This window comes from Cupriavidus alkaliphilus (genome assembly GCF_014191175.1).
Classification (GTDB): Bacteria; Pseudomonadota; Gammaproteobacteria; order Burkholderiales; family Burkholderiaceae; genus Cupriavidus; species Cupriavidus alkaliphilus.
Window position 1 is genome coordinate 1 of sequence record NZ_JACHWE010000014.1, and the last position, 24,788, is coordinate 24,788.

The window sequence follows — 24,788 nt, forward strand, 5'->3', positions numbered from 1 at the left end:
ACGGTGCGCCGGGATGGCATCGAAGCCAGGGGCGGCCAGTGGAGCGCGCAGGAGGAAGACGCCTTCAAGCAGCCGATCCGCGACCAGTACGAGCACCAGGGCCACCCGTACTACGCCAGCGCGCGGCTGTGGGACGACGGCGTGATCGATCCCGCGCAGACGCGCACGGTGCTGGGCCTGGGCTTGTCGGCCAGCCTCAATGCGCCGATCGACGAGATGAAGTTCGGCGTGTTCCGCATGTAAGCATGTCTGTCTCCGCCGACCTGTTATTGCCTGCCTGCTGATGCGCCGCACCCCCCGCCTGTTTCACCGCCTTGCCCTGGCCACGGTGCTTGCCGTGCTGGCACCGCTGTGCGGCCATGCGCAGATGGCGAACGGCAACGGCCAGTCGGCGGCGCGCGTGCGCTTCCAGGAACAGGTGGTGATGCTGCCCAAGGCCGCGATCCCGTCGCGCATCGACCTGGAAGCGACGGTGTTCAAGCCGGCCGGCGCCGGGCCGTTCCCGCTGGTGGTGATCAACCACGGCAAGGCGCCGGGCCGGCCCGGCATGCAGGGGCGCGCGCGCTTTCCGGCGCAGAGCGTGGAGTTCCTGCGCCGCGGCTACGTGGTGGTGCTGCCGATGCGGCAGGGCTTTGCGCGCTCGGGCGGTGCCTATATCGGCGGCAGCTGCGACATCGAGACCAACGGCATGTTGCAGGCCGACGATGTCGTCGCCACGCTCGACTACATGGCGACGCAGCCCTATGTCGACATGGAACGCATCGTCGTGATCGGGCAGTCGCACGGTGGGCTGACCACCATGGCGTTCAGCACCATCGCCTATCCCGGCGTGCGCGGCGTGGTCAACTTTGCCGGCGGGTTGCGCAACCTGAACTGCCCCGACTGGGAAGAGCGCCTGGTCGATGCCTTCGCCGCCTACGGCAGTGTGGCGCGCTACCCCTCGCTGTGGGTCTATGGCGAGAACGACAGCTACTGGCCGGTGCCCTTGCCCGGCCGTATGTTCAACGCCTTCAAGGCGCGCGCCAGCGGGCCCGCGGCGCAGGCCCGGCTGGTCGACGTGGGCGAGTTCGGCGCCGACTCGCACCGCCTGTTCAGCGTGCGCGAAGGCATCCCGGCGTGGCTGCCCGAGGTGGGCGAGTTCTTCCGCTCGCTGGGGCTGCCCTTCGATCCGGACACCTGAGCCGCATCATCCCTATCCCCACTATCCGCCAAATCCGCCAACGGAGCGAACCATGGAATTCACTGCCCTGACCGTCAATATCGCCAACCACGTCGCCACCGTCACGCTGAACCGCCCCGACGTGCGCAACGCCTTCAACGAGACCGTGATCGCCGAGCTGACCGGCGCCTTCCGCGCGCTGGGCGACATGGACGAGGTGCGCGCCATCGTGCTGGCCGGCAGCGGCCCGGCCTTCTGCGCCGGCGCCGACCTGAACTGGATGAAGAAGATGGCGGGCTATTCCGACGACCAGAACCGCGCCGATGCGCTGACGCTGGCGCAGATGCTGCATACCATCTGGTCGTGCCCGCGCCCGGTGATCGCGCGCATCCAGGGCGACACCTATGCCGGCGGCATGGGCCTGGTGGCCGCGTGCGATATCGCGGTGGCGGCCGAGCATGCGCATTTCTGCCTGTCCGAGGCGCGCCTGGGCCTGCTGCCCGCGACCATCAGCCCGTACGTGATCCGCGCCATGGGCGAGCAGGCCGCGCGCCGCTACTTCATCACCGCCGAGCGCTTCGACGCGGCCGAGGCGCTGCGCCTGGGCCTGCTGCACGCGGTGGTGCCGGCCGAGGCGCTCGACGCCAAGGTCGCCGAACTGACCGCCGCGCTGGTGGCCAACAGCCCCAACGCCGTGCGCGAGAGCAAGCGGCTGGTGCAGGATATCGCCGGGCGCGTGATCGACAACGACCTGCTGGCCGACACGGCCGACCGCATCGCGAAGATCCGCGCGTCGGAAGAGGGGCGGGAAGGGGTGAAGTCGTTCCTGGAGAAGCGCGCGCCGTCGTGGCGGCCGGCTTGAGTTCAACGCAGCATGCTGGTCTGCTTCTCTCTCCCGCGCTCGGGACAGGGAAGTGCGGTCGCGGCATGGGAAAGCGCGACCCCGATAAATAAAGACTGCGTGCGATTGCGTGGAGATGGCGGCACGCTGGCCACAAGCGCGGCGCTTCTTGCCGGCAACGTTCGCCAAATCCCGTCAAAGCTGCGCTAACGGGAAAAATCCTGGGGCATTGCCAAGCCCCGGAAGTCCTCCCTACCATGACCCTCCCAATCCGTCCGCCACCATCGCGCCGACCGGCCCTGCCGGGGGCGCCAGCGCGGGCGGCCAACCAAGGAGGGCTATCTTGGACCACCTGTCCCTTTCCCCAGGCAGCGGTGCACCCGGCCTCGGCCAGCGCAGCCGCGCCGCCGTCTGGCATCCGTGCACGCGCCTGCGTCCTGACGATGACGCCGTGCCGCTGGCGATCGTGCGCGGCGAAGGCCCGTGGCTGCACGATGCCGACGGCCAGCGCTACTTCGACGCCACCAGTTCCTGGTGGGTCAACCTGTTCGGCCATGCCAACCCGCGCATCAATGCCGCGCTGGCAAGCCAGCTGGAGACGCTCGAGCACGTGATGCTCGCGGGCTGCACGCACGCGCCCGCGGTGGAGCTGGCCGAGCGCCTGTCGGCGCTGACGGGCGGCGCGCTGGGCAATGTGTTCTACGCCTCGGACGGCGCCTCGGCGGTCGAGATCGCGCTGAAGATGAGCTTCCATTACTGGCGCAACACCGGCCTGACGGCCAAGCGCGAGTTCGTCTGCCTGCGCCACGGCTACCACGGCGAAACCGTGGGCGCGCTCGCCGTCACCGACGTGGAGATCTTCCGCGATGCCTACGACGCGCTGATCCGCCGCGCGCATGTGGTGATGTCGCCCGATGCACGGCAGGCCCGGCGCGGCGAGACCGGCGCCGACGTGGCGGCGCGCGCGCTGGCGGAGCTGGAGGCGCTGCTGCGCGAGCGCGCCGGCGCCATTGCCGCGCTGATCGTCGAGCCGCTGGTGCAGGGCGCCGCCGGCATGGCGATGCATGAGCCGTGCTACCTCGATGGCGTGCGCGCGCTGTGCGACCGTTACCGCGTGCACCTGATCGCCGACGAGATCGCGGTGGGTTGCGGGCGCACCGGCACCTTCTTCGCGTGGGAACAGTCGCGCGGCACCGAGGCGGCGCTGCCCGCGCATGCCTGGCCCGATTTCCTGTGCCTGTCCAAGGGCATCAGCGGCGGCTACCTGCCGCTGTCGCTGGTGCTGTCGCGCCCGGAAATCCAGCGCGCCTTCGTCGCCGACGAGCTCGCGCGCAGCTTCCTGCATTCGCACTCGTACACCGGCAACCCGCTCGCCTGCCGCGCGGCGCTGGCCACGCTGGACCTGTTCGCGCAGGACGATGTGCTGGCGCGCAACCGCGACCGCGCGCAGTGGCTGGCCGACGGCATGGCCGCGCTGGCCGCCGACGCGCGCGTGCGGCATGTGCGCCAGCGCGGCCTGATCTGGGCCGCCGATGTGCGCGACGACGTTGCCGGCGCCGACTTCGCCGCGCGCTTCCACCATGCCGCGCGCGCGCGCGAGCTGCTGGTGCGCCCGATCGGCAATACGCTTTATGTGATGCCGCCCTACGTCTTCGACGCCGCGCAGGCGCGCTGGCTGGGCGAACAGATGCTGGCCACGCTCGACGACGTGACCGCGCAAGTGACCGGGACCGCGGGCAAGGAGGTGCGCCATGCTGCTTGAACAACTGAAGCAGGCCGCCGAACAGCGCCATGCGCTGGCGCTGACGCGCCGCCGCCGCATTGCCCACAGCGCGTGCGCGCCGCACCAGGCCGTGGGCGAGGACGGGACCGAGGCTGAATCGCTGCTGACCTTCTGCAGCAACGATTACCTCGGGCTGGCCAACCATCCGCACGTGATCGCCGCGCTGGTGGAAGGCGCGCAGCGCTACGGCGCCGGCAGCGGCGCCTCGCACCTGGTCAGCGGCCATTCGCTCGCGCACGCGCAGCTGGAGGCCGAACTGGCACGCTGGTTTGCGCCGCATATCGCGCAGGCGCGCACGCTGTACTTCTGCACCGGCTACATGGCCAACATGGCGGTGCTGACCGCGCTGGGCGCGGCCGGCGCGACGCTGTTCTGCGAGTCGCTCAACCATGCCTCGCTGATCGACGGCGCACGGCTGGCGCGTGCCGAGGTGCAGCGCTACCCGCATTGCGACACCGCTGCGCTGGAAGCGCTGCTCGCGGCCAGCACCAGCGCACGCAAGCTGATCGTCACCGACAGCGTGTTCAGCATGGACGGCAACGTCGCGCCGCTGCGCCAGCTGCTGGCGCTGGCCGAGCGTTATGACGCGTGGATCGTCGTCGACGATGCCCACGGCTTCGGCGTGCTCGGCGAGCGCGGGCATGGCGTGCTGGAAGCGCTTGGACTGTCGTCAGAACGCTTTGTCTACATCGGCACGCTTGGCAAGGCTGCCGGCGTGGCGGGCGCTTTCGTCGCCGCGCACGAGACCATCATCGAGCATCTGGTCAACACCGCGCGGCCGTATATCTACACCACGGCCGCGCCGCCCGCGGTCGCGCATGCGCTGCTGGCCAGCCTGGCCATCATCGAAGGCGACGAGGGCCAGCAGCGCCGCGCGCAACTGGCGCGCTGCATCGCGCTGCTGCGCCAGGGCCTGGCCCAATTGGCCGCGATCGCGGGCTGGACCCTGGGCGACAGCCAGACCGCGGTGCAGCCGCTGATCGTCGGCGACAACGGTGCCGCGCTGGCGCTGTCGGCCACGCTGGAAGCCGACGGCATCCGCGTCGGCGCGATCCGTCCGCCGACCGTGCCCGAGGGCACGGCGCGGCTGCGCATCACGCTCTCGGCCGCCCACACCGAAGCCGATGTGCGCCGCCTGCTCGATGCGCTGAGCGCCGCGGTGGCGCAGCGGGAGGCCGCATGAACCCGCGCGCGCCCGTGCCTCCCGTGGCTCCCGTGGCTCCCTTTGCCTGCTTCGTCACCGGCACCGATACCGGCATCGGCAAGACCCACGCCAGCGCCACGCTGCTGCATGCGTTCCGTGGCGCCGGCTACCGCACCGCAGGCATGAAGCCGGTGGCCAGCGGCAGCGAATGGCGCGACGGCCACTGGCACAACGACGACGTGGCGCAGCTGCGCGCCGCCAGTTCGGTCGCGGTGCCGCTGGGCCAGACCTGCCCGTTCCTGCTGCGCACGCCGTGCTCGCCACACCTGGCGGCGGCGCAGGAAGGCGTGCGCATCACGCGCGCGCCCATTCGCGACGCCTTCGACGCGCTGCGCCGCCAGGCCGACGCCGTGGTGGTGGAGGGCGTGGGCGGTTTCAACGTGCCGCTCGACGCCGGCGCGGTGCGCTGGAACACTGCCGACCTCGCCGTGATGCTGGGCGTGCCGGTGGTGATGGTGGTCGGCATCCGGCTCGGCTGCCTGAACCACGCCGTGCTGACCGCCGAAGCCATCCGCGCGCGCGGCCTGCCGCTGGCCGGCTGGATCGCCAACCGGGTCGACCCGGACATGCTGCTGGCCGACGAGAACATCGCCACGCTGCACGCGTCGCTCGACGCGCCGTGCCTGGGCGAGCTGCCGTGGCAACTGGCGCCCGCCGCCGCGGCGGACCGGCTCGACCTTGCGCCGCTGTTGACGGCCGCCACCCGATACCAGGCCGAGGCCGCCGGCCTGGCTGCCTGAACAAAAATTCCATTGATCATGACCCAAGCCCACACCGTTACCACCATCTCCGCCGAATCGCTGCGCCAGACCGCGCGCCAGCATGCCTTGCCGGACGACGCCAAATGGCGTGTCGATGACGTCGCCGCGCTGTTCGCGCTGCCGTTCAACGACCTGCTGTTCCGCGCCCAGCAGGTGCACCGCGAACACTTCGATGCCAACACCGTGCAGCTGTCGACGCTGCTGTCGATCAAGACCGGCGGCTGCGAGGAGGATTGCGGCTACTGCCCGCAGAGCGCGCACCACGATGCCGGCGTCAAGGCCGAGAAGCTGATGGCGCTGGAGGAAGTGCTGGATGCCGCGCGCGCGGCCAAGGCCAATGGCGCCACGCGCTTCTGCATGGGCGCCGCCTGGCGCAGCCCCAAGGACCGTCACCTGGAGCCGGTGATGGACATGGTGCGCGAAGTCAAGGCGATGGGCCTTGAGACCTGCGTCACGCTGGGCATGCTCAAGGCCGAGCAGGCGCAGCAGCTCAAGGAAGCCGGCCTGGACTACTACAACCATAACCTCGACACCTCGCCCGAGTTCTACGGCAAGATCATCACCACGCGTACCTACCAGGACCGGCTCGACACCATCGGCCATGTGCGCGATGCCGGCATCAACGTCTGCTGCGGCGGCATCGTCGGCATGGGCGAGTCGCGCGAGGCGCGCGCCGGGCTGATCGCGCAGCTGGCCAATATGGACCCGTATCCGGAGTCGGTGCCGATCAACAACCTGGTCCAGGTCGAGGGCACGCCGCTGGCCGGCACCGAGGCGCTGGACCCGTTCGAGTTCGTCCGCACCATCGCGGTGGCGCGCATCACCATGCCGCAAGCGATGGTGCGGCTGTCGGCCGGCCGCGAGGCCATGGACGAAGCGCTGCAGGCGCTGTGCTTCATGGCCGGCGCCAATTCGATCTTCTACGGCGAAAAGCTGCTGACCACCGGCAACCCGCAGGCCGACCGCGATCGCGCCCTGCTGGCCCGCCTCGACATCCGCGCCGAGGGCTACGCGGGGTAACCCGGGCTACCGCGGCAGGAAAGTGCCCGCTGGACGGCGCGCCGCCGTAATATCCCGTTTACCGGGATAACAAGGAGCGCGCATGTTCAGCAAGATCCTGATTGCCAACCGCGGTGAAATCGCCTGCCGCGTGGCCGCCACCTGCCGCCGGCTGGGCATCCGCACCGTCGCTGTGTATTCCGATGCCGACGCCGAGGCGCGCCACGTCGCCTTCTGCGACGAGGCGGTGCATATCGGCGGCGCCGCCGCGCGCGACAGCTACCTGCGCGCCGACCACATCATCGAGATGGCGAAGGAGAGCGGCGCCCAGGCCATCCACCCGGGCTACGGCTTCCTGTCCGAGAACGAAGCCTTCGCCGAGGCCTGCGCCGCGGCGGGTCTGGTCTTTATCGGGCCGCCGGCGTCGGCGATCCATGCGATGGGCAGCAAGAGCGCGGCCAAGCAGTTGATGGAAAAGGCGTCGGTGCCGCTGGTGCCGGGCTACCACGGCGAGGACCAGGACCCGGCGCTGCTGCGGCGCGAGGCCGACCGCATCGGCTATCCGGTGCTGCTCAAGGCCAGCGCGGGCGGCGGCGGCAAGGGCATGCGCGTGGTCGAGTCCGGCGACGGCTTCGAGGCCGCGCTGGCGTCGGTCAAGCGCGAGGCGTCGGCCAGCTTCGGCGACGACAAGGTGCTGGTGGAGAAGTACCTGACGCGCCCGCGCCATATCGAGATCCAGGTGTTCGCCGACACCCACGGCAATTGCGTCTACCTGTTCGAGCGCGACTGCTCGGTGCAGCGCCGCCACCAGAAGGTGCTGGAGGAAGCGCCGGCGCCGGGCATGACCGAGGAGCGCCGCCGCGCCATGGGGGAAGCGGCGGTGGCCGCGGCAAAAGCCGTCGGCTACGTCGGCGCCGGTACGGTGGAATTTATCGCCGATTATTCCAACGGCGAGGACGGCTCGTTCTACTTCATGGAGATGAACACGCGCCTGCAGGTCGAGCACCCGGTGACCGAGATGATCACCGGGCAGGACCTGGTCGAATGGCAGTTGCGCGTCGCTGCCGGCGAGCCGCTGCCGCTGGCGCAGGAGCAGCTGCGCATCGACGGCCATGCGCTGGAGGCGCGCATCTACGCCGAGAATCCCGACAAGCAGTTCCTGCCGTCCACCGGCACGCTGCGCTTCCTGCGCACGCCGCCGGCGGTGCAGTTCATGCGTGGCGACGGGGTTGACGCAAACCCGCACGGCCCGGCCGGCGTGCGCATCGACGCCGGCGTGCGCGAGGGCGACACCATCAGTCCGTTCTACGACCCGATGATCGCGAAGCTGATCGTCTGGGGCAAGGACCGCGACGAGGCGCTGGCGCGCATGCGCCAGGCGCTGGCGGCGTACCACGTGGTAGGGCTGTCGACCAACGTGGCCTTCCTGCAGCGGCTGGTGAAGTCGGAAGCGTTCCGCACCGCCGACCTCGACACCGGGCTGATCGAGCGCAACGAGGCGGTCCTGTTCCCGCCGCCCGCGCCGGTCGGCATGGAGCTGATCGCGCTGGCGGTGGCGGCGCTGCTGGCGCGCGAAATCCAGCAGCGCCGCATCGACGCCGCTGACCAGCACTCGCCGTGGACCCACGCCGGCGCCTGGCGGCTCAATGGCGGCGTGTCGCGCACGCTGCGCTTCGGCTATGGCGAGCAGGTGCTAGACGTGAAGCTGGACAGCAATGCACGCGGCAGCACGCTGATCTACGCCGACCAGGCCGCGCCCTTTGCCTATACCTGCCAGGCCGGCGATCTCCGCGTCAACCTCGGCACGCGGCGCACGCACGGACAGGTGCATGCCGATGGCGATACCTTCCACGTCTTCTACGCCGGGCGGCATGTGAGCCTGGCCTGGCTCGACCCGCTCGCGCATGCCGGCGAGGCCGAAGGCGAGGGCGGCAAGCTGACCGCGCCGATGCCGGGCAAGGTCATCGCCGTGATGGTCGAGGCCGGCAGCACGGTCGCGCGCGGCGCGCCGCTGCTGGTGATGGAGGCGATGAAGATGGAGCACACCATCAGCGCGCCGGCCGACGGGGTGGTCAGCGAGGTGCTGTACGGGGTCGGCGAGCAGGTCGCCGAAGGGGCGCAACTGCTGGCGTTCGAGAGCAAGTGACGTTGGCAGCCGCAGGCGTCGCTGCCGGGCCGCAAGTCGGGTGCGATCACCGTTGCATCCGCCAGCCGGGGTCCGGTTCCTCTGCCAGAATACGCTTTTACCCCACCAGAATTCTGCTGGAGACAAGATGAAGTTGCAGTTGTACGTGCCCGATGGCCGCTACGACCCGTGGATCGCGGGCTTTGCCGAAGCGCTGCCGGAAGCGCAATGCGTCACGTGGGAGGACAGCCGTGGCGAGCCGGCCGATTACGCCGTGGTCTGGCGCCCGCCCGTCGACATGCTGCGCGGCCGCACCGACCTGAAGGCGGTGTTCAACCTCGGTGCCGGTGTCGACGGCATCCTGCGCCTGCGCGACGAGGATCCGCAGGCACTGCCGGCCGGCGTGCCGATCGTGCGGCTGGACGACGCCGGCATGGCCGCCCAGATGGCCGAGTACGTCACCTCCGCCGTGCTGCGCTATTTCCGCAGGCTGGACGATTACGCCGCCCAGGCACAGGCCGGCAAGTGGAAATTCCTCAAGCCGCACCGCCGCGAAGACTTCACCATCGGCGTGATGGGCATCGGCACGCTGGGCACGCATATCGCGCGCACGCTGGCCGGCTTCGGCTTCCCGGTGCGGGGCTGGAGCCGCACCGCGCGCGCCGTCGAGGGCGTGGTGGGATTCCACGGCGATGCCGGCCGCGCGCCGTTCCTGGACGGCCTGCGGGTGCTGGTCAATGTGCTGCCGCTGACGCCGCAGACCGAGAACATCCTGAATGGCGAACTGTTCGGCAAGCTGGCCCAGGGCGCCTACGTGATCAATGTCGCGCGCGGCCAGCACCTGGTCGAAGCCGACCTGCTCGCGGCGGTGCAGGCCGGCCAGGTCGCGGGCGCCACGCTGGACGTGTTCCGCACCGAGCCGCTGCCCGCCGAGCACCCGTTCTGGCAGGAGCCGCGCATCACCATTACCCCGCATATCTCGGCGCTGACGCTGCGCGAGGACAGCATCGCGCAGATCGCCGGCAAGATCCGCGCGCTGCGCGCCGGCCAGCCGATCGCGGGCGTGGTCGACCTGCAACGCGGCTACTGACCGGCTACACCAGCCCGCCATACGAGCCAACCATACCCCACCGAATAAAGGACAGGAGACAGCCATGACCATGCCGAACTACGTGAAGATCGTTGAAGTGGGTCCGCGCGACGGCCTGCAGAACGAGAAGGCAATGGTGCCGACCGACGTGAAGGTCGCGCTGATCAACCAGCTCACCGACGCCGGCTTCGTCAATATCGAGGCCGCCTCGTTCGTGTCGCCCAAATGGGTGCCGCAGATGGCCGACGGCGCCGACGTGATGGCGCGCATCCAGCGCCGTGCGGGCACGCTGTATTCGGCGCTGACGCCGAACATGAAGGGCTTCGAGGGCGCGATCGCGGCCGGGGCCGACGAGGTGGTGATCTTCGGCGCGGCCAGCGAGGCGTTCTCGCAGAAGAACATCAACTGCTCGATCGCCGAGTCGATCGCGCGCTTTGCGCCGGTGGCGGCCGCGGCCAAGGAGCAGGGCGTGCGCCTGCGCGGCAGCATCTCGTGCGCGCTCGGCTGCCCGTACCAGGGCGAGGTGCCGGTCAGCTCGGTGGTCGACGTGGTGCGCCGCATGCGCGAGCTGGGCTGCGACGAGATCGACATCGCCGATACCATCGGCGTGGGCACGCCGGTGCGCGTGCAGGAAGTGATGCGCGCCGCGGCGGCGGAGTTTGCGCTGGACCGGCTCTCCGGCCATTTCCACGATACCTACGGCCAGGCCCTGTCCAACATCCTGGCCAGCCTGGAAGTGGGCGTCGCGATCTTCCATGCCTCGGTCGCGGGCCTGGGCGGCTGCCCCTATGCCAAGGGCGCCACCGGCAATGTCGCCACCGAAGACGTGCTGTACATGCTGCACGGCATGGGCATCCACACCGGCATCGACCTGGAAGCGGTGGTGCGCGCCGGCGACTACATCTCGCAGGCGATCGGCCGCGCCAACAGTTCGCGCGTGGGCCGCGCCCTGCTGACCAAATGGGCCGCCGCCAGCGACGCGGCACCGGCCTGCGTCTAAGCGCGCGGCCGCAAACAGGAGACTGCATGACGATGCCTGACGAAGCGCTGCCCGAGTCCGCGCAGCGCGTGGCCGACCTGCTGGCGGGGCTGGGCCACGACCGGCCCGTGGTGATGCTGCCCGCCACCGGCAAGACCTCGGCCGAGGCCGCGGCGGGGCTGGGCTGCAGCGTGGCGGAAATCGCCAAGTCCATCATTTTCCGCCGCGTCGCCGACGGCGCGCCGGTGCTGGTGATCGCCAGCGGCAGCAACCGCGTCGACGAGGCCAAGGTGGCCGCGCGCGTGGGCGCGCTGGGCAAGGCCGACGCGCGCTTCGTGCGCGAGAAGACCGGCTATGCCATCGGCGGGGTCTGCCCGATCGGCCATGCGGTGGCGCCGGTGATGCTGCTGGACCAGGACCTGTTCCGCTATGACAGCCTGTGGGCCGCGGCCGGCCATCCGCATGCGGTGTTCAACCTGACGCCGCACCAGCTGCAGCAGATGACCGGGGCCGAAGTGGCCGATGTCGCGATCCCCGCGGCGGGCACCCCCGGAGCCGCGGCATGAGCCCGGACCTGCGCCCCGGCCTGGCGTTCACCTGGCAATACACGGTGCCGCCCAAGGCCACGGTGCCGCGCCTGTATGACGATATCCCGGGCTGCCCCGAGATGCCCGACGTGCTGGCCACCGGCTACCTGGTCGGCATCATGGAGTGCGCCTGCCTGCAGATGCTGCGCGAGCACCTGGACTGGCCGCGCGAGCAGTCGCTCGGCACGCTGGTCAGCTTCTCGCACCTGGCGCCCACGCCGCCGGGCATGACGGTGACGGTCAGGGGCGAGCTGGTCGAGGTCGACGGGCGCCGCCTGCGCTTCCAGTTGAGCGCGTGGGACGGCGAGGACAAGATCTCGGAGGGCGTGCACGAGCGCCACCTGATCGACGCCGGCCGCTTCAACCAGAAGGTCGCGGCCAAGGCCGCGCGCGCGGCCGGCTGAGCGCTGTCCGATGGCCACCATGCCCGCGCCCGTCCCCTCCGCGGCTGAACTGGCGGTGCAAGCCGAGCTCGCGCTGCGCGCGTCGCCGGTGCCTTCGCCATGCCGCAACATCTGCCACATGGACCCGTTCAGCGGCTACTGCGCGGGTTGCCTGCGCACGATCGACGAAATCGCCGGCTGGTCCTCGGCCAGCGACGAAGACAAGCGCCACGTGTGGGCGCAACTGCCGCAGCGCGCAGCATGGCTGGCGGGCGAGGAGGCATCCCCTTGAGTGCAAGCCCGGTCCCGCAGTTGCCGCCATCCATGCGCGTGTTCGAGCGCGGCTGGCTGTCGGCCAACAACATCCTGTTCGCCGACGGCGACGATACGGCGCTGGTCGACACCGGCTACGTCACCCACGCGCCACAGACGGTGGCACTGGTGGCGTCCGCGCTGAAGGGCCGGCCGCTGGCGCGCGTGATCAACACCCATCTGCACTCCGACCACTGCGGCGGCAACGCCGCGCTGCAGGCACGCTGGCAGCCGCGCACCGCGATCCCCGCGGCCGAGGCCGATGCCGTGGCCGCGTGGGACACGGATGCGCTCAGCTACAAGGCCACCGGCCAGCAATGCGACCGCTTTGCCTTCGACAGCGTGCTGAACGACGGCGACACGCTGCGCCTGGGCGGCATCGACTGGCTGGTGGTGGCGGCCCCCGGGCATGACCCGCACGCGGTGATGCTGTTCGCGCCGGCCGAGCGCATCCTGATTTCCGGCGACGCGCTGTGGCAGAACGGTTTCGGCGTGATCTTTCCCGAACTGGAGGGCGAGAGCGGCTTTGCCGAACAGGCGGCGGTGCTGGCGCGCATCGCGCAGCTCGACGTGCGCGTGGTGATCCCGGGCCACGGCAGCGTGTTCACCGACGTCGCCGCGGCGGTCGAGCGCGCGCAGGGACGCCTGGCGTACCTGAGCGCCGACCCGGCGCGCAATGCCGCCCATGCGGTCAAGGTGCTGGTGAAATTCAAGCTGCTCGAGGCGCAGCGGATGACGCTGGCGGCGTTGGCCGCCTGGATGGAAGCGGCGCCGTTGATGGCCCACATGCGTGAGCGCTTTATGCCGGGGCAGCAGATGGCGGAGCTGTGCGCGCAGACGGTGGGGGCGCTGGCGCGCGTCGGGGCGGCGCAGGTCGAGGGGGAATGGGTGGTGAATCGGGATTGAATGCCGTGGCCGCTGGTTTGCGCCCCTCTCCCGCAAGCGGAAGAGGGAGCACACAATTGGCGCTTGCAGGCTAGCCTCAGAACGACGTCCTGAACCCCACCTTCACACTCCTGCCCGCCAGCGGCGCGATATCCCGCAGGATCGATGCCGCGTTGCGCGCGTCCTGGTTGGTCAGGTTGTCCCCGCGCAGGTACACCAGGGTTTGCGTGCCCGCCACCTTGAACTTGTAGGTCAGCGCCAGGCTCAGCAGCGTATAGGCATCGGTCGGCGTGTCGTTGTTGGGCACGCGCGTCTGCTTGGCCGCATACGTGACATCCACGCGCGCACCCCACGGCCCGGCCCCGTACACCAGCGCGCCGCCAAGGCGCAGCGGCGCCAGCCGCGGCAGCGGCTCGCCGGTGTCGCGGTTTTCCCCGCGCACGTAGTCGGCGCGCGCCTCGAAGTCCAGCGTGTCGCTGCTGGTCAGCATCTTCTGCAGCAGGCGCGTCTTGCCTTCGGCCTCGAAGCCGTACAGCGTCGCCGGCACGCCCAGGTACTGGAACTCGGGCAGCGCGTCCGGGCTGCCGACGGCGACCACGTCGCCGGCTTCGTCGCGCGCGCGGCCGGTGGCGCTGAGCGCGAGGTAGTTGGCGAAGCGGCTGTAGTAGCCCGACACGCTGGCGCTGTGCGCGCCTGACTTGAAGCGCACGCCCAGGTCGATCGAGGTGGCGCGCTCCTTGTTGGCGTTGGGATCGCCGACTTCCCAGGCACCGGTGGCGACGTGGGGGCCGTTGGCGTACAGCTCGTAGAAGGTGGGCGCGCGTTCCGTGTAGGACACGTTGCTGGTCAGCGACCACGCCGGGTTCATCTTGTACAGCAGGCCGGCCGAGGCGCTGGTGGCGTTGAAGCTGCGGCTGGCATCGGCGAAGCGGTCGTTGCCGTTGGCGCTGGCCTTGACGCTGCTGTGGTCGAGCCGGCCGCCGAAGTTCAGCTTCAGGTCGCCGCCGGCGGTCAGCGGCATTTCCTCGAACAGGAACAGCGCGGCGTTGTCGGTGTTGGTGCTGGGCACGAAGGCCTCTTCGCCCAGCGCCGAGAAGTTGGTATGCCCGAACTGCGTGCCGATCACGCCGGTCAGGTTGCCGATCTTCGCGTGTCTGGCCTCGAAGCGCGCGTCCCAGCCGCGGTTCTTGAAGATGGTGCCGGTCTCGCCGTCCTCGATTTCGCGGTGCTCGTAGTCGGTGAAGCTGACCTTGCCCTTGACCGACTCGAACCAGCCGCCGGTGTTGCCGGCCAGGTTGCGCGCCTCGCCTTCCAGCGCGAAGCGGTCCTGCTTCATCTTCAGCCGCACCGCGTCCTCGGCGGGCGTGCCGTAGTCGTTGCGGTAGGCGCTGTAGTTGGCGCCGAGGAAGCCGTCGGCCCAGGTGTAGGAGCCGCCCAGCGAGCCGCCCTGCTGGTCGGCGCTGGTATTGGGCAGGCGCCCGTAGGGTTCGGCCTCGCCTTCGGGCAGCGGCTCGGCGTTGCGCAGGCGGTCGCTGCGCGCGTAGCCGGGGATGCGCAGGTCGCTGGTCTTGCGCGCGAAGGCATCGGCGTGGACGGCAAACCTGCCGTTGCCGGCCTCGATCAGCGCGCTGGCGTTGCGTGCCTGGTCGCCGCCGGCGGTGGCGCTGGCATCGACCGCGCCGCCGACGCCTTCGATCGGCTCCTTGGGGATGCGGTTGTCGATCACGTTGACCACGCCGCCGATGGCATTGCCGCCGTACATCAGCGCCGCCGGGCCGCGCACGACTTCGATGCGCTCGGCCACCAGCGGGTCCACCGGCACGGCGTGGTCATAGGACAGCGTCGAGGCGTCGACCGTGGTGCCGCCGTTCTGCAGCACCTTGATGCGGTCGCCGTCGAGGCCGCGGATCACCGGCCGGCTGGCGTTGGGGCCGAAGTATGTGGACGACACCCCGGGCAGCTTGTCCAGGGTCTCGCCCAGCGTGCTGGCCTGGCGCACCGCCAGCGCGTCGCCGCCCAGCGTGGAGACCGGCGCCACCATCTCGTTCAGGTCGCTGCCCAGCGGGTTGGCGGTGACCACGACTTCGCGCAGCGTGGCGCCGGCCGGGGTGGCTGGAGCGGCAGCAGGGACGGCGGCGGGGGCGGCTTCGGCGGCCGGCGCCGTGGCGGTCTGCGCCAGTGCGGCGGGCGCCACCAGGGCGGTGGCCAGCGTGGCGGTCAGGGAGGCGGCAAGTGCTGCCAGCGGAGTCAGGCGCGGGGTGGCAGGCTGGGTGTGACGGCGGGCGGTGTAACGGTTCTTCGACATGGCGCGCGGAGCAAGGCAGTGGCAATCGGCCCGGCTGGCACGGCGGTGTCCGGCCAGGCGCGGCACGCCCGTGATGGGCATGGCAGCGCGGCCGGCAGGGCGCGTGTTCAGCTCGGAATGCGTAAGACGGCGGGGGCGCGGCGCTGGCCGCGTTCCCGGATCAGGCGAGGGCGATGGCCGGCGCCGGCGGGGCGCGCGATTGGAAGGGCTGGGCTGAGGGCAGGTCGGGCCAGCGCCAGGCCAGGCTGGCGGGCTTGACCGGCTTGCCGAAGGCAAGCTGCAGCGGTGGCAGCTTGCCGCAATGCGTGTCGGCGACGGTGGCGCCATCGAACAGCACGCACGAGTGCCCGCTGAAGGCCTGCGACAGCGGGTGCGGGTCATTGTCGGACGCGGCGGCGTTTGCCGCCGCGGGGGCACTGGCCGGCGCCGGCAGGCCGCCGTGGACGATGCGGTGGGTCAGCCCGGCATGCTGCGCCAGCAGCAGGCACAGCGCCAGCCACAGCGCGGACCAGAGGCCCGGGCCGTGCGCGCGCAGGCGGGCGAACCCGTCAGTGCGCATGGGGGTGGCCACCCTGGCGGCCGTGATTGTGATCGTGGCCGGGATCGCCGCAGCCGCAGTCGTCGCCATGGTCGTGGTCGTGGCCATGGGCGTGATCGTGGTCGTCGTCGAAATCGTCGACCCAGGTCGGGAACGGGTCCGGACAGGCGGCCCAGGCTTCCACGCCGGCGGCCATCTCGGCATCGCTCAGCAGGCAGGCGTCGAGACGGGCCTGCAGCGCGGCATGGTCCAGGTCCAGGCCGATCAGCACCAGTTCCTGGCGGCGGTCGCCGAACGGCGCCGGGGCGCCGGCGTCGTGCATGTCGGCTTCGACTTCCGCGCGTTCGGCGGCGTCGGCCGGCCATTGCGCCGGGTCCAGCGCCGCCCACCAGGCGCCGGCGCCGCCATGGCGGCAGACGCCGCCGGACTGGTTCCAGTCGCCCGCGGTCTCCATCCGGCTCGCCAGCCAGAACAGGCCTTTGGAGCGCAGCACGCTGCCATGCTCGCGCAGCCATTCGGTATGAATCAGGTCGGCGAAGCGTTGCGGGTCGAACGGACGGCGGCGGCGGTAGACCAGCGTGGACACACCGCTGGCGGCGTCCGCCGCGGGCGCCTCGCCACGCAGCGCGGCAAGCCAGCCGGCGCCATTGGCGGCGGCTTCGAAATCAAAGCGGCCGGTGCCCTGCACGCGCCCGGGCGGCACCTCGCCGAAACGGGCTTCGACGATGTCGGCGCGCGGGTTCAGCGCCTGCAGCGCCGCGCGCAGCCGCGCCAGCTCGGCGGCGCCGACGAGGTCGGCCTTGTTCAGCACGATCACGTCGCAGCCTTCGATCTGCGCGACCAGCACTTCGGCCACGGTGCGGTCGTCGTCCTGGCCCTGCGCCAGGCCACGGTCGGCCAGGAACTCGGCTTCGTTGAGGTCGCGCAGCACGGTGGCGGCATCGACCACGGTCACCAGCGTGTCGGGCTGCACGGCCGCGACGGGCCCCGCGCCATGCTCGGCCTCGAACAGGAAGCCTTCGGCAATCGCCAGCGGCTCGTCCAGGCCGTCGGCTTCCACCAGCAGCGCGTCGAAACGGCCGGTGGCGGCCAGCCTTGCGGCTTCGGCGAGCAGCGGCTCGCCCGAGGGCAGCAGCGCGGCCTCGCAACCGGGCGGCAAGGGCGCCAGCGCTTGCCCGTCCTGCGCGCCGCAGACCAGCACGCCGACACGCCCGCGCGCGCCATGCGCGAGCAGGTGGTTCAGCAGCGTGGTCTTGCCGGCGCCGGGAAAACCGGACAGCACGGTGACGGGCAGGCGATCAGCCATGGCAGCAGCAGGGAAAGTGGAGGGGGCAACGCAGCGCGCAAGGGTCGCGGGCGCGCTGTTGCAACAAGGTTGCGAATTTACCAGAAAGGCCGCGGCGGCAACAGCCGGATGATTCTCAATGGTAGGCCGTGGCCATGGCGCGACAAGGGCCCGGGGTGGGGCCCAAAAAACAAACGGCCCGGGTACCCGGGCCGTCATGTTGCGCAGGCTGCGCCGGCTGGCCGGCGCGCCGTGCTTCAGTCGCCGAACAGCTTCTGGCGCAGTTCGCGGCGTTGCTGCGCTTCCAGCGACAGCGTCGCGGTGGGCCGTGCCAGCAGGCGCGGCACGCCGATCGGCTCGCCGGTTTCCTCGCACCAGCCGTAGTCGCCGGACTCGATGCGCTGCAGCGACTGCTCGACCTTCTTCAGCAGCTTGCGCTCGCGGTCGCGCGTGCGCAGTTCCAGCGCGTGTTCTTCCTCGATGGTGGCGCGGTCGGCCGGATCCGGCACGATCACGGTTTCGCGCAGGTGTTCCGTGGTCTGGTCAGCGTTCTTCAGGATTTCGTCGCGCAGCTGTTCAAGGCGGTGCTTGAAGAAAGCGAGCTGCGCTTCGTTCATGTAATCCTTGTCGCTCATCTTCAGGATTTCAGCTTCAGTCAGAAGTTTGTTGCTGCTCATGGTTGCTGCTGATTCTCTTGTTGATGCGGCCGGCGGCGTCTCAGTCCGCGCGGGTGCGCTGTCCGCGCGCTTGCGCGCCACGGTTGTTTCACTCTGGCTGGCTGCAGTCTTGCTGCTTCGCGGGCCTCCCTTCCTTGCGCCCGCTTCGGCGTTCGCCGTACTGCCGCGGGGAGCGGGCGCGGCCTTCACAGGCTGCGCCTTGAGCGTCTCTGCCGCTGCACTACCAGTCTTGCTGCGGCTTTCTTTGGTCTTCGTTGCGGCTGTCATGGGGACACCTCTCTCTCGCGTCAGTCAGTGACGGCGCGCGTCGGGGTACCCCAAGCGGAACAGGCGGTCTCCGCACGAAGCACTGCGACCGCACCTGCTGGCGGCCTGCCTCATGCTGACGACAACCGCCGCCCTGCAAGTCCACCGGCGAGCGGTGGACCGGACACCGGCGGCGGGAAAAAGGTGCGCCACCGGTATCAAATCCGGCCTATTGTACTTGAACAAATTTTTCGGAGATATGGGGAAAACCGGCTGGCGCTTCGGTATTTCCCCGGTACCCCGAACGGGGGGCAGCCGCGCGGCGGTGTCGGAAGGGATGCCGCCCATGAGACGGCAGGCGCACTCAGGCCAGGCAGTTCTCCAGGCCCTTGAGGATGGCGTCGCGGGGCAGGTCCACGCCGATGAACACCATGCGCGTGCCCGGGGTCTCGTCTTCCCACTTGGCACCGATGTCGCTGCCCATCAGCTGGTGAACGCCCTGGAACACCACTTTGCGGTCCACCCCCTCCATATATAGTACGCCCTTGTAGCGCAACAGTTTTTCCCCGTAGACCGCCAGGATCCCGGACAGGAATTCTTCCAGCTTGCCGTAGTGGAACGGCTTGTCGCTGCGGAAGACGAACGACGCGATGCGGTCGGTATGGTGGTGGTGGTGATGGTGGTCGTGCGCATGGCCATGTCCATGGCCGTGATCGTGATCGTGGTCGTGGCCACAGTCGGCGCCGCAATGGTCGCCGTGTTCATGGTCGTGGTCGTGCGCGTGGTCGTGTTCCTCGGCGCGCAGGAATTCCGGGTCGATCTCGAGCTTGGCGTTCAGGTTGAAGCCGCGCAAGTCGAAGATGGTGTCGATCGGGGCCTCGCCGAAATTGACCAGGCGGATCGGCGCGCGCGGGTTCATGTGCAGCAGGCGGTGACGCAGCTCGGCCACATCGGCTTCGCTTACCAGGTCGGACTTGGTGATGAAGATGGCGTCGGCAAAGCCGACCTGGCGCTGCGCCTCTTCCTGCTTGTCCAGCTGCAGGTGGGCGTGCTTGGCGTCGACCAGCGTGATCACCGCGTCGAGCAGGTAGCGCGAGGCGATTTCCTCGTCCATGAAGAAGGTCTGCGCCACCGGGCCGGGGTTGGCCACGCCGGTGGTTTCGATCACCACGCAGTCGAAGTCGATCTCGCCGGCGTCGCGGCGCGTCAGCAGCGTCGACAGCGCCTGCACCAGGTCGCCGCGGATGGTGCAGCAGATGCAGCCGTTGCTCATCTGCACGATCTGCTCGCGGCCATCCTGCACCAGGATCTCGTTGTCGATGTTCTCTTCGCCGAACTCGTTCTCGATCACGGCGATCTTCATGCCGTGCTGCTCGTTCAGGATGCGCTTGAGCAGGGTGGTCTTGCCGCTGCCGAGAAAGCCGGTCAGGATCGTGACCGGGATCAGTTTGGACATTGTTGGTTCTCCGGGAAATGAGTGCCGGTCAGTGGGCGGCGCGCGCACGCTTGCCGCATTCGGCGCAGACGCCGTTCACGGTCAGTTCGACATGTTCGATGGCAAAGCCGCTGGGCACGCGCGGCGCGGCCGGCTGCGCCGGGGCGGCGGCATCGTCCAGGCAGAAGGTGCGGTCGCAGCGGGTGCAGTGGAAATGGCTGTGCTGGCGATGCTCCTGCGCGCGCGCGGCCTCGTGCTCGACCAGGCTGAAGCGGAACACGCGGTCGTTGCCGGCGCGCTTCTGCGCCACGCCCTGGTCCACCAGCCAGTCCAGCACACGGTAGACGGTGACACGGTCGATGGTCTCGCCGGCCTCGGGCAGCCGGTCGATCACGGCCTGGTGCGTCAGCGCCTCGTCGCTGCCGATCAGGCAGGCCAGGATGCACAGCCGCGGCTGGGTCACGCGCGCGCCCAGCCGGCGCAGGCGTTCATGGGCGGCCTCCAGGGCCGCCGGGGTCGGGATTGCCGGTTCCGGCGCCAGGGCCGGCCGGTCCGGACTGGGACGGGTCATGGCCGGATTTAACCATAGCCCTACGGTTGTTGCAATTCAGTTGCGTCAGCCGCGACGGCGGATTGCGCCTATGATCGGCACAGGACCACCTGAGCGGAGACCCCCATGCTGAATGACGCGAGCGCCCTGCTGTTCCCGAATTTCGAACCGTTCCGGCAACAGGTCGGCGAGGTCGAGATCGCCGGGGTGCGGGGCGGCTCGGGGCCGCCGCTGCTGCTGTTGCACGGCCACCCGCAAAGCCACCTGATCTGGCACCGGGTGGCGCCCGCGCTGGCCGACCACTTCACCGTGATCGCCACCGATCTGCGCGGCTACGGCAGCAGTGCGGCGCCGCCCGGCAATGCCGGTCACGAGCGCTACAGCAAGCGCACCATGGCGCAGGACCAGGTGGCGCTGATGGCGGCGCTCGGTTTCCATCGCTTTGCGCTGTGCGGCCATGACCGCGGCGCGCGCGTCTCGCACCGGCTGTGCCTGGACCATCCCGAGGCGGTCAGCCGTGCCATGCTGCTCGACATCGCGCCCACGCTGGCCATGTACGAGCGCACCAGCATGGCGTTTGCCGCCGCCTACTGGCACTGGTTCTTCCTGATCCAGCCGGCGCCGTTCCCCGAGACCCTGATCAACGCCGAGCCGGATTTCTACATCCAGAAGCTGATGGGGCTGCGCCACGCCGGCCTGGCCGCGTTCGCCCCCGACGCCATGGCCGCCTACACCGCGGCGATGCGCGACCCGGCCCGCGTGCACGCCATGTGCGAGGACTACCGCGCCGCCGCCACCATCGACCTCGAGCACGACCGCGCCGAGCGCGAGGCCGGGCGCCGCCTGGCGCTGCCGCTGCGCGTGCTGTGGGGCGAGCACGGCGTGGTGGCACGCTGCTTCGAGCCGCTGGCGCTGTGGCAGGAAGTGGCCGCGGACGTAAGCGGGCGCGCGCTGCCCTGCGGCCATTACATCCCCGAGGAAGCCCCTGAGCCGCTGCTGGAGGAAATGCTCGGCTTCTTCCGCTAGCCCGGCCAGGGTGTCGCCAACGCAGCCTTTATGGGCGATTGCTGCCATATCTTCCCCGTTTCCCGCCATATGCCGCGGATTGCAGGCGGGTTAGCCCCTATACCTGCCTATTGTCTGCTGTTGTTAACATCAAGATCCGCCCTTGCCGTTTACGGTGGGGCAGCGCTGTCAGCCGGCATGGTCCAAGCGCGGCCAGCGAGACCGCGCGGGTGCGCCCGCAAGCGGGCGCCGGGCCGGCGGCAGCGCATTGCAGACGGGTATCACCGGGAACCAGGAGAAGAGAGCATGAAACGAGTGGCAAAGATGGTCGCGGCCGCTATGGCAGTCAGCGCGATGGGTGTGGCGACGGGCGCGTACGCCCAGGAATATCCGGGCAGCAAGCCGGTGACGGCGGTGGTGCCGTTTGCCGCGGGCGGCCCGACCGACAAGGTCTCGCGCGAACTGACCATGATCATGTCCAAGCACCTGGGCGCGACCATCGTGATCGAGAACCTCGGCGGTGCCGGCGGCACCATCGGCGCCAAGAAGGTGGTCCAGGCCAAGAACGATGGCCACACTGTGCTGATCCACCATATCGGCATGTCCACGGCCCCGGCGCTGTATCGCAACCTCGGCTTCGATCCGCTCAAGGACTTTGAAATGGTCGGCGAGATCGCCGACGTGCCGATGGTGCTGGTGGGCAACAAGTCGCTGCCGCCCAACACCTTCAAGGAGCTGCTGCCGTATATCAAGGCCAACGCCAGCAAGCTGTCGCTGGCCAATGCCGGCATCGGCTCGGCCTCGCACCTGTGCGGCCTGCTGTTCCAGAGCGCGATCCAGACTGAGCTGACCACGGTGCCGTACAAGGGCACGGCGCCGGCACTGACCGACATCCTGGGCGGCCAGGTCAACCTGATGTGCGACCAGACCACCAATATCGCCGGCCAGCTCAAGGCGGGCGCGCTCAAGCCGTACGCGGCCATGCAGTCGCGCCGCGTGGAAGCCTTCAAGGACATTCCGACCGCCGCCGAGCAGGGCCTGCCGGGCGTCGAAGTGAAGATCTGGCACGCCATGTACGCACCCAAGGGCACGCCCAAGCCGGTGATCGACAAGCTGTCGGCGGCGCTGCAGAAGTCGGTGGCAGACCCGGCCTTCCGCGCCAAGATGGCCGAGCTGGGCGCCGAGGCCGTGCCGGCGCAGCGCGCCACGCCGGATTCGCTGCGCACCTTCCTGGGCGCCGAGATCAACAAGTGGACCCCGGTCATCAAGAAGGCCGGCGTGTACGCGGACTGATCTAGCGGACTGCTCTGAAGGAGTGATTGATGCGGCGCGCCGGCCTGCTGGCCGGTGCGTCCCGCCCGAGGGCCATGCGTTGCGCATGGCCCTTTTTGTTTCCGGATCGCCGCGACCAGCGAGGGCGGGCATCCTATATTGGTCAGACTGCCGCCGCCGGCGAGGTGCGCGACAGGCCTTGAAACCGTGCGGGGGCGTCGCCAACTACGGTCCTGACATATTCACGGAAGCCACCATGGAACAGTATCACGGCACTACCATCGTCAGCGTCCGCCGCGGCAATCAGGTCGCGCTGGGCGGTGATGGTCAGGTCACGCTCGGCAATATCGTGATGAAGGGCACCGCGCGCAAGGTGCGCCGCATCTACAACGGCAAGGTACTGGTCGGGTTTGCCGGCAGCACCGCCGACGCCTTCTCGCTGCTGGACCGCTTCGAGGCCAAGCTCGAGAAATACCAGGGCAACCTGACGCGCGCCGCGGTCGATCTCGCCAAGGACTGGCGCTCGGATCGCGCGCTGCGCCGACTGGAGGCCATGCTGATCACCGCCGACCGCGACACCACGCTGGTCATCACCGGCAACGGCGACGTGCTGGATCCCGAAGGCGGCATCGCCGCGATCGGCTCGGGCGGCGCGTATGCGCAGTCGGCGGCCAAGGCGCTGATGGAGAACACCGAGATGGCGCCGAAGGCCGTGGTGGAGAAGGCGCTGACCATCGCCGGCGAGCTCTGCATCTACACCAACACCAATTTCGTCATCGAGACGCTGGAATAAGCCGCCGGCACCCGCGGGGGCCGCCCCCGCACCGCGCCCCAACTGAACGGATACCATGTCGCACACCATGACCCCGTCGGAAATCGTTTCCGAACTCGACAAGCACATCATCGGCCAGAACAAGGCCAAGAAGGCCGTGGCGGTGGCGCTGCGCAACCGCTGGCGCCGCCAGCAGGTGGCCGAGCCGCTGCGCCAGGAAATCACCCCCAAGAATATCCTGATGATCGGTCCGACCGGCGTCGGCAAGACCGAGATCGCACGGCGCCTGGCCAAGCTGGCCGACGCGCCCTTTATCAAGATCGAGGCGACCAAGTTCACCGAGGTTGGCTATGTCGGCCGCGACGTCGACACCATCGTGCGCGACCTCGCCGAGATGGCGATCAAGCAGACGCGCGAATCCGAGATGAAGAAGGTGCGCACCAAGGCCGAGGACGCCGCCGAGGACCGGCTGCTCGACGTGCTGCTGCCGCCGCCGCGCGATATCGGCTTCTCGCAGCCGGAAGAGAAGGATTCCAACACGCGCCAGGTGTTTCGCAAGAAGCTGCGCGAAGGCCAGCTCGACGACAAGGACATCGAGCTTGAAGTCTCCGCCGGCATGCCCAGCATGGACATCATGGGCCCGCCGGGCATGGAAGACATGACCGAGCAGATCCGCACCATGTTCGCCGGCCTGGGCCAGGGCAAGAAGGCGCGCCGCAAGATGAAGGTCAAGGAAGCGTTCAAGCTGCTGATCGACGAAGAGGCCGCCAAGCTGGTCAACGACGAGGAGCTCAAGCACAAGGCCATCGCCAACGTCGAGCAGAACGGCATCGTGTTCCTGGACGAGATCGACAAGATCGCCAGCCGCAGCGATATCGGCGGCGGCGAGGTGTCGCGCCAGGGCGTGCAGCGCGACCTGCTGCCGCTGGTCGAGGGCACCACGGTGAACACCAAGTACGGCATGATCAAGACCGACCACATCCTGTTCATCGCCTCGGGCGCGTTCCACCTGTCCAAGCCGAGCGACCTGATCCCCGAGCTGCAGGGCCGCTTCCCGATCCGCGTGGAACTGGAATCGCTGTCGGTGCAGGACTTCGAGGCCATCCTGACGCAGACCGATGCCAGTCTGACCAAGCAGTACCAGGCGCTGCTGAACACCGAAGAGGTCAACCTGGTGTTCGCGCCTGACGGCATCCGCCGGCTCGCCGAGATCGCGTTCTCGGTCAACGAGAAGGTCGAGAACATCGGCGCGCGCCGGCTCTATACGGTGATGGAGCGGCTGCTGGAAGACCTGTCGTTCCACGCCAGCAAGTCGTCCGGCGAGACCGTGACCATCGACGCGGCGTACGTGGAAGAACGGCTGGGCGACCTCGCCGGCAACGAGGACCTGTCGCGCTACGTGCTGTAAAGCCCGCAGCCGGCCCAATGAAGGCGCACCGCGGTGCGCCTTTTTTCATGTCCGTGCGTTTCCAGCTGCCACATCCCGGTAAGGCTCGTAAGCATTGGTAAGCCCGCTGGCCGGCGCTGGCGGGCGATGCGACCCTTGCGCACCTTGACGGTCGATTGACCGGTGCGGGAGCCACCGCATCCCCCTC

At 69.4% G+C, this 24,788-nt stretch carries 24 protein-coding genes; 18 read left to right on the forward strand and 6 right to left on the reverse strand.

Translation table 11 applies throughout. The annotated features are described in order from the left end of the window. The 14 genes from FHX60_RS27125 to FHX60_RS27190 all read left to right on the forward strand — a co-directional run. The coding region (locus tag FHX60_RS27125; RefSeq protein ID WP_311731108.1) for a carboxyl transferase domain-containing protein at positions 1-243 on the forward strand (243 nt) is incomplete at its 5' end. Between the two features lie 40 nt (positions 244-283). Continuing rightward, positions 284-1,180 carry a dienelactone hydrolase family protein gene (locus FHX60_RS27130; protein WP_183285157.1) on the forward strand — a complete coding sequence of 299 codons (897 nt, stop codon included), beginning with the start codon at positions 284-286 and terminating at the stop codon, positions 1,178-1,180. Between the two features lie 52 nt (positions 1,181-1,232). After that, the gene (locus FHX60_RS27135; RefSeq protein WP_112777479.1) at positions 1,233-2,021 is read left to right on the forward strand and encodes an enoyl-CoA hydratase/isomerase family protein; all 789 of its coding nucleotides are present in this window, start codon (positions 1,233-1,235) and stop codon (positions 2,019-2,021) included. Positions 2,022-2,343: 322 nt separating this feature from the next. Further along, a complete protein-coding gene (bioA, locus tag FHX60_RS27140; RefSeq protein ID WP_183285158.1) occupies positions 2,344-3,762 on the forward strand; it encodes an adenosylmethionine--8-amino-7-oxononanoate transaminase in 1,419 nt (472 codons plus the stop codon). Continuing rightward, on the forward strand, positions 3,752-4,966 hold the full coding sequence (bioF, locus tag FHX60_RS27145) for an 8-amino-7-oxononanoate synthase (protein ID WP_112777481.1): 1,215 nt from the start codon (positions 3,752-3,754) through the stop codon (positions 4,964-4,966). Before bioA ends, bioF begins: the two co-directional genes overlap by 11 nt. Then, positions 4,963-5,727, forward strand: coding sequence for a dethiobiotin synthase (gene bioD / locus FHX60_RS27150; RefSeq protein ID WP_183285159.1), 765 nt, complete (start codon positions 4,963-4,965; stop codon positions 5,725-5,727). The genes bioF and bioD overlap by 4 nt, the downstream gene beginning before the upstream one ends. A gap of 18 nt (positions 5,728-5,745) precedes the next feature. Continuing rightward, entirely contained in the window at positions 5,746-6,768 is a 1,023-nt protein-coding gene (bioB, locus tag FHX60_RS27155; protein ID WP_092318330.1) for a biotin synthase BioB, read from the forward strand. Positions 6,769-6,850: 82 nt separating this feature from the next. Then, the gene (locus FHX60_RS27160) at positions 6,851-8,893 is read left to right on the forward strand and encodes an acetyl/propionyl/methylcrotonyl-CoA carboxylase subunit alpha (RefSeq protein WP_183285160.1); all 2,043 of its coding nucleotides are present in this window, start codon (positions 6,851-6,853) and stop codon (positions 8,891-8,893) included. A gap of 127 nt (positions 8,894-9,020) precedes the next feature. Then, complete coding sequence (locus FHX60_RS27165) at positions 9,021-9,962, forward strand: 2-hydroxyacid dehydrogenase (protein ID WP_116603125.1); 942 nt, start codon at positions 9,021-9,023, stop codon at positions 9,960-9,962. Between the two features lie 64 nt (positions 9,963-10,026). Then, positions 10,027-10,962: a hydroxymethylglutaryl-CoA lyase gene (locus FHX60_RS27170; RefSeq protein WP_116335878.1), complete on the forward strand. Its 936-nt coding sequence runs from the start codon at positions 10,027-10,029 to the stop codon at positions 10,960-10,962. Between the two features lie 26 nt (positions 10,963-10,988). Next, complete coding sequence (locus FHX60_RS27175) at positions 10,989-11,507, forward strand: YbaK/EbsC family protein (protein WP_183285161.1); 519 nt, start codon at positions 10,989-10,991, stop codon at positions 11,505-11,507. Next, positions 11,504-11,932, forward strand: coding sequence for a thioesterase family protein (locus tag FHX60_RS27180; RefSeq protein ID WP_112777357.1), 429 nt, complete (start codon positions 11,504-11,506; stop codon positions 11,930-11,932). The genes FHX60_RS27175 and FHX60_RS27180 overlap by 4 nt, the downstream gene beginning before the upstream one ends. 10 nt (positions 11,933-11,942) lie before the next feature. Next, positions 11,943-12,203 (forward strand): DUF1289 domain-containing protein, encoded by a 261-nt coding sequence (locus FHX60_RS27185; RefSeq protein WP_112777356.1) that lies wholly within the window; start codon positions 11,943-11,945, stop codon positions 12,201-12,203. Continuing rightward, positions 12,173-13,129, forward strand: a complete 957-nt coding sequence (locus FHX60_RS27190) for an MBL fold metallo-hydrolase (protein ID WP_183285162.1) — start codon at positions 12,173-12,175, stop codon at positions 13,127-13,129. Before FHX60_RS27185 ends, FHX60_RS27190 begins: the two co-directional genes overlap by 31 nt. 76 nt (positions 13,130-13,205) lie before the next feature. Here FHX60_RS27190 and FHX60_RS27195 read toward each other — a convergent pair whose 3' ends face one another. The 6 genes from FHX60_RS27195 to FHX60_RS27220 form a co-directional block, all read right to left on the reverse strand. Continuing rightward, the gene (locus tag FHX60_RS27195; protein ID WP_183285163.1) at positions 13,206-15,413 is read right to left on the reverse strand and encodes a TonB-dependent receptor; all 2,208 of its coding nucleotides are present in this window, start codon (positions 15,411-15,413) and stop codon (positions 13,206-13,208) included. Positions 15,414-15,573: 160 nt separating this feature from the next. Further along, positions 15,574-15,972: a hypothetical protein gene (locus FHX60_RS27200; RefSeq protein WP_183285164.1), complete on the reverse strand. Its 399-nt coding sequence runs from the start codon at positions 15,970-15,972 to the stop codon at positions 15,574-15,576. Next, positions 15,962-17,257, reverse strand: coding sequence for a GTP-binding protein (locus tag FHX60_RS27205; protein ID WP_112777353.1), 1,296 nt, complete (start codon positions 17,255-17,257; stop codon positions 15,962-15,964). Before FHX60_RS27205 ends, FHX60_RS27200 begins: the two co-directional genes overlap by 11 nt. Positions 17,258-17,493: 236 nt before the next feature. Continuing rightward, entirely contained in the window at positions 17,494-17,913 is a 420-nt protein-coding gene (gene dksA / locus FHX60_RS27210) for an RNA polymerase-binding protein DksA (RefSeq protein WP_010813282.1), read from the reverse strand. Positions 17,914-18,523: 610 nt separating this feature from the next. Continuing rightward, positions 18,524-19,615, reverse strand: a complete 1,092-nt coding sequence (locus FHX60_RS27215) for a CobW family GTP-binding protein (RefSeq protein ID WP_183285165.1) — start codon at positions 19,613-19,615, stop codon at positions 18,524-18,526. A 28-nt stretch (positions 19,616-19,643) separates the two neighbouring features. Next, positions 19,644-20,165, reverse strand: a complete 522-nt coding sequence (locus FHX60_RS27220) for a Fur family transcriptional regulator (RefSeq protein ID WP_183285166.1) — start codon at positions 20,163-20,165, stop codon at positions 19,644-19,646. A gap of 105 nt (positions 20,166-20,270) precedes the next feature. Between FHX60_RS27220 and FHX60_RS27225 the strand changes: the two genes are divergently transcribed. From FHX60_RS27225 to hslU, 4 genes are all read left to right on the forward strand, one after another. After that, on the forward strand, positions 20,271-21,170 hold the full coding sequence (locus FHX60_RS27225) for an alpha/beta fold hydrolase (RefSeq protein ID WP_183285167.1): 900 nt from the start codon (positions 20,271-20,273) through the stop codon (positions 21,168-21,170). A gap of 285 nt (positions 21,171-21,455) precedes the next feature. Then, complete coding sequence (locus FHX60_RS27230; protein WP_092317866.1) at positions 21,456-22,442, forward strand: tripartite tricarboxylate transporter substrate-binding protein; 987 nt, start codon at positions 21,456-21,458, stop codon at positions 22,440-22,442. 235 nt (positions 22,443-22,677) lie between these two features. After that, entirely contained in the window at positions 22,678-23,214 is a 537-nt protein-coding gene (gene hslV / locus FHX60_RS27235) for an ATP-dependent protease subunit HslV (protein ID WP_183285168.1), read from the forward strand. Between the two features lie 55 nt (positions 23,215-23,269). After that, positions 23,270-24,601: an ATP-dependent protease ATPase subunit HslU gene (gene hslU, locus FHX60_RS27240; RefSeq protein ID WP_012351484.1), complete on the forward strand. Its 1,332-nt coding sequence runs from the start codon at positions 23,270-23,272 to the stop codon at positions 24,599-24,601. The last annotated feature ends 187 nt before the right edge of the window (positions 24,602-24,788 follow it).